At 66.0% G+C, this 4,416-nt stretch carries 6 protein-coding genes and 1 pseudogene; 5 read left to right on the forward strand and 2 right to left on the reverse strand.

The window, feature by feature from the left end; translation table 11 throughout:
• Together JOZ00_RS01880 and JOZ00_RS01885 are read right to left on the reverse strand one after the other, a co-directional pair.
• The coding region (locus tag JOZ00_RS01880) for a cyclic nucleotide-binding domain-containing protein (RefSeq protein WP_293338906.1) at positions 1-959 on the reverse strand (959 nt) is incomplete at its 3' end.
• 8 nt (positions 960-967) lie between these two features.
• On the reverse strand, positions 968-2,647 hold the full coding sequence (locus JOZ00_RS01885; protein ID WP_293338909.1) for an FAD-dependent oxidoreductase: 1,680 nt from the start codon (positions 2,645-2,647) through the stop codon (positions 968-970).
• A 254-nt stretch (positions 2,648-2,901) separates the two neighbouring features.
• Between JOZ00_RS01885 and infA the strand changes: the two genes are divergently transcribed.
• The 5 genes and pseudogenes from infA to JOZ00_RS01910 all read left to right on the forward strand — a co-directional run.
• On the forward strand, positions 2,902-3,123 hold the full coding sequence (infA, locus tag JOZ00_RS01890; RefSeq protein WP_003418601.1) for a translation initiation factor IF-1: 222 nt from the start codon (positions 2,902-2,904) through the stop codon (positions 3,121-3,123).
• A 52-nt stretch (positions 3,124-3,175) separates the two neighbouring features.
• Positions 3,176-3,289: a 50S ribosomal protein L36 gene (gene rpmJ, locus JOZ00_RS01895; RefSeq protein WP_003879483.1), complete on the forward strand. Its 114-nt coding sequence runs from the start codon at positions 3,176-3,178 to the stop codon at positions 3,287-3,289.
• A 167-nt stretch (positions 3,290-3,456) separates the two neighbouring features.
• Entirely contained in the window at positions 3,457-3,831 is a 375-nt protein-coding gene (rpsM, locus tag JOZ00_RS01900; RefSeq protein WP_293338912.1) for a 30S ribosomal protein S13, read from the forward strand.
• 6 nt (positions 3,832-3,837) lie between these two features.
• Positions 3,838-4,260, forward strand: coding sequence for a 30S ribosomal protein S11 (gene rpsK / locus JOZ00_RS01905; RefSeq protein ID WP_293338915.1), 423 nt, complete (start codon positions 3,838-3,840; stop codon positions 4,258-4,260).
• A 12-nt stretch (positions 4,261-4,272) separates the two neighbouring features.
• Positions 4,273-4,416: pseudogene (locus JOZ00_RS01910) on the forward strand (30S ribosomal protein S4); the annotation flags it as partial.

A 4,416-nucleotide genomic window follows, 5' to 3' on the forward strand; every position in this document is an offset into this window, starting at 1 on the left:
TGTTTGGCGTCGGCGACCAACGCCGAAATCCGTTTGCTCGCTTCCGAAATCTGATTCATCAGAAGCTCGCTCTCGATGGTGTAGCTGATCCAGCGGATCGCTTCCTCCAACGTGCTCGAGGCATCCAATTCCTCGGCGGTCGCGGCGATCCGCTCCAGCCAGTCCGTGTCGACGCCGCCTTCGACGAATGTCGGCGCGATGTCCCACCCGCCGTTGATGTCGTGGGCCTCCAGCCAGTCGCCGACGGCGTCCTCGCGGTCGGAGGTCTCGATCGGGGTCAGGTTCTGCGACGCAGACTTGGCGACCTGCTCGGCGACCGCCTCCTGCAACAGCACCAGGGCATTCAGCGTCTCGGGGCTGACTGTGCCGTCGGCGAGCATCGCCAATTTCCCACGCATGCGCGAGATTCGGCCGCGCAGCTCGTCGGCGGCCCGCGCGATGGCCGCGGCGGGGTTGTTGAGCTGATGGGTCAGCCCGGCCGACAGCCGGCCCAGCGCGAGCAGCTTCTCCCGGTTGTCGATGATCCGCCGGGTCCGGTCGGTGCCCACCGCGATCCCGTCGAGCAGGTGCACGGCCATCGGGAACTGGTCCTTCATGAACTGCGCGAACACCGGCGCGTCCATGACGAAGAACCTCGACGGCTTGGTCACGTGCACCGAGGCGTCGTAGCTCTTCTGGTTCCCGCCGGTGAACGCCCGCCACGCCCCGCAATACACGCCGCGTTGCGAGGTGCGGTTGGTTTCGATGTCCTGGCCGCCGGACAGCTTGGACATCATCAGCTCGCCCTCGATCAGGACGTAGAAACAGGTCGCTGGTTCGCCCTCGACGCAGATGGGACCGGGTTGGTAGTTCTCGATGCACCCGTTGGTGCACAGCACCGCAAGCTGCTCGTCGGTCAGGGCCTCGAACAGGAACAGGCTGCGCAGCTCGTCGGGCTCACACGGCGTGTTGGCGGTCATGGCGCTGCCTAACTCTCGGCCAGGTAGCGGTGGACCAGCATCACGGCCATCGACCCTTCGCCGACCGCGGCCGCGACGCGCTTGGCGGACTCGGAGCGGACGTCCCCGGTGGCGAACACCCCCGGAACGCTCGTCTCCAGATGGTGCGGCGGGCGTTCCAGCGTCCAGCCGCACACGTTGCGCAGGTCCGGGCCGGTGAGGATGAAGCCGTGGTCGTCGCGGGCGACGATGCCGTCGAGCCAGTCGGTGCGCGGCGCCGCGCCGATGAAGATGAACATCCGGGCGCACGTGACGTCGTCGATGTCGCCCGTGCGGTTGTTTCGCAGGGTCAGCTTTTCGAGGTGGCCGTCCCCGGCGACGCTCTGCACTTCGGTGCAGGTGTGCACGGTGATGTTCGGCGTCGCCTCGATCTGCTGGATCAGGTAGTAGGACATCGACGCGTCCAGCGAGGGGGCGCGCACCAGGATGTGCACCTGCTTGGCCTTGCGGGACAGAAACATCGCGGCCTGACCCGCCGAGTTGGCCCCGCCGACGATATAGACCTCTTCGTCCGCGCATTCCGTCGCGACCGAGACCGCGGCCCCGTAATAGACGCCGCAGCCGGCCAGCTCGTTGCAGCCCTCGGCGTCGAGGTTCCGGTAGGCCACGCCGGTGGCCAGGATGACGGAGTGCGCGTCGATCGAGCCCCCGTCGGCGAACCGCACGGTGCGCTTGGGCCCGTTGATCTCCAGCGCCGTGGCCGTGCGGGCGGTGATCAGCTCGGCACCGAACTTCTCGGCCTGCCTGCGCGCCCGCTCGGCCAGCTGCCCGCCCGACACCCCGTCGGGGAATCCCAGATAGTTCTCGATCCGAGAACTCTGTCCCGCCTGGCCGCCCGTCGCGGTGCGCTCGATCAGCACCGTGCGCAGGCCTTCGGACGCGCCGTACACCGCCGCGGCCAGGCCCGCGGGCCCACCGCCGATGACGATCAGGTCGTAGAACTCCTGCGACGGGTTGACCGTCAGGCCCAACTTGTCGGCCAGTTCGGCGTCGCTGGGTTCGATCAGGGGGTCGCCCTTGTCGGTGATGACGACGGGCAGCCGCAGGCAATCGGCGCCGGCCGCGTTCAGCAGTCGCTCGCCGGCGGGTTCGTCGGACATGAACCAGGTGTAGTAGAGGCCGTTGCGGGCCAGGAAGTCGCGCACCTGCCAGGACCGCGCCGACCAGCGGTGACCGATCACCTTGGTGTGCGGGATCGGATGCTCGGGTGCGGCCCGCCAGGCGTCCAGCAGCCCGTCGATGACGGGGTAGAACTTCTCCTCGGGCGGGTCCCACGGCTTGAGCAGGTAGTGGTCGAGGTCGACGACGTTGATCGCGTCGATGGCGGCGTGCGTGTCCGCGTAGGCGGTCAGCAGCACCCGCCGGGCCGCCGGATAGAGGTCCATGGCCTGTTCGAGGAATTCGATCCCGCTCATCTGCGGCATCCGGTAATCGGCGATCAGCACCGCGACGGTCTCGCCGCGCAGCTTGAGCTCTTTGAGGGTGCCCAGCGCGTCCGCGCCCGATTCCGCGCGCACGATCCGATGGTCCTCGCCATAGTGACGGCGCAGGTCCCGGGCGACCGCGCGGGAGACCGAGGGATCATCGTCTACGGTCAGCATCACGGGCTTGCGGGACGGGCCCGCGGCGCCGGAATCGGGATTCGTCATCGGCGTTAAGTATGCCCTTGTCAGGCCACATGTGGCAGGTCGTGAAAGCGGGCCCATTTCCTCTGAGAGCGATTTTGGGTCAGGCCCCATCACCAGGTATCGTGGACCAACGGTGCGTCATGCGCGCCGACTATTTGTGCGCCAAGTCCCTAGGAATTTCCTGTCACCGGCTCACGTTCTAAGTCGGTGTTCTATGTTGCGCCGATCTGGGCGCAATGCGATACGAAACTAACGACGAGGATTTTTAACAACTTATGGCCAAGAAAGACGGTGCCATAGAGGTCGAGGGCCGCGTGGTCGAGCCCCTGCCCAATGCGATGTTCCGCATTGAGCTGGAGAACGGACACAAGGTGCTTGCCCACATCAGCGGCAAGATGCGGCAGCACTACATCCGCATCCTGCCCGAGGACCGGGTGGTGGTGGAGCTTTCTCCCTACGACCTGTCCCGGGGCCGCATCGTGTACCGCTACAAGTAACGAGAAGCCCGAACCGAACAAGCGACGAGTAGAAGAACAGGATCGAAAAGCCGTGAAGGTGAACCCGAGCGTCAAGCCAATCTGCGACAAGTGCAGGGTCATCCGTCGGCATGGGCGGGTCATGGTGATCTGCTCCGATCCGCGTCACAAGCAGCGCCAGGGCTAACCCCAGATCGCGCTGCTGCCGCACAACTGAATGCAGACCTCCCAGCACCAGTGAACGAATAGGTCGTTCATCCACGCCCGGACGGAGGCCGGGCCCCCGCCAGAATCATTTGGCGCAGGGAACGGGCTGGGATAAGACCTCCGCCTAGAAAAAGAGGAAACGCCACCATGGCTCGACTAGTGGGCGTCGATCTGCCGCGCGACAAGCGGATGGAGATCGCCCTGACCTACATCTTCGGTGTAGGCCGTACCCGTTCCAACGAGATTCTGGCAGCTACGGGCATCGACAAGGACCTGCGTACCAGGGACCTGACGGATGACCAGCTGACCCACTTGCGCGATTACATCGAGGCCAACATCAAGGTCGAGGGTGACCTTCGCCGTGAGGTGCAGGCCGACATCCGCCGCAAGATCGAGATCGGCTGCTACCAGGGCCTGCGGCACCGCCGCGGCCTGCCGGTGCGCGGCCAGCGAACCAAGACCAATGCGCGCACCCGCAAGGGCCCGAAGCGCACCATCGCCGGCAAGAAGAAGGCCAGGTAACCGCCCATGCCACCAGCCAAGAAGGCAGCAGCGTCGGCCCCCAAGAAGGGGCAGCACAAGACGCGCAAGCGGGAAAAGAAGAACATTCCGCACGGTGCCGCTCACATCAAGAGCACGTTCAACAACACGATCGTGACGATCACCGACCCGCAGGGCAACGTCATCGCCTGGGCGTCGTCGGGCCACGTCGGCTTCAAGGGATCGCGCAAGTCGACCCCGTTCGCCGCTCAGCTGGCCGCTGAGAATGCCGCGCGCAAGGCGCAGGAGCACGGCGTGCGCAAGGTCGATGTGTTCGTGAAGGGCCCGGGCTCGGGTCGAGAGACCGCGATCCGCTCGCTGCAGGCCGCCGGCCTCGAGGTCGGCGCGATCTCCGACGTCACCCCGCAGCCGCACAACGGATGCCGTCCCCCCAAGCGGAGAAGGGTCTAGGTAAATAGAATCATGGCTCGTTACACCGGACCCATCACGCGCAAGTCGCGCCGTCTGCGCACCGACCTCGTCGGTGGCGACCAGGCCTTCGAGAAGCGTCCCTACCCGCCCGGCCAGCACGGTCGCGCGCGGATCAAGGAGAGCGAATACCTGCTG

The organism is Mycobacterium sp., from assembly GCF_019243155.1.
Lineage (GTDB): Bacteria > Actinomycetota > Actinomycetes > Mycobacteriales > Mycobacteriaceae > Mycobacterium.

Bases quoted from the DNA above. Each gene is read 5' to 3' on its own strand.
- JOZ00_RS01885 (WP_293338909.1), bottom strand. From the start codon at position 2,647: ATGACGAATCCCGATTCCGGCGCCGCGGGCCCGTCCCGCAAGCCCGTG.
- infA (WP_003418601.1), top strand. From the start codon at position 2,902: ATGGCCAAGAAAGACGGTGCCATAGAGGTCGAGGGCCGCGTGGTCGAG.
- rpsM (WP_293338912.1), top strand. From the start codon at position 3,457: ATGGCTCGACTAGTGGGCGTCGATCTGCCGCGCGACAAGCGGATGGAG.
- rpsK (WP_293338915.1), top strand. From the start codon at position 3,838: ATGCCACCAGCCAAGAAGGCAGCAGCGTCGGCCCCCAAGAAGGGGCAG.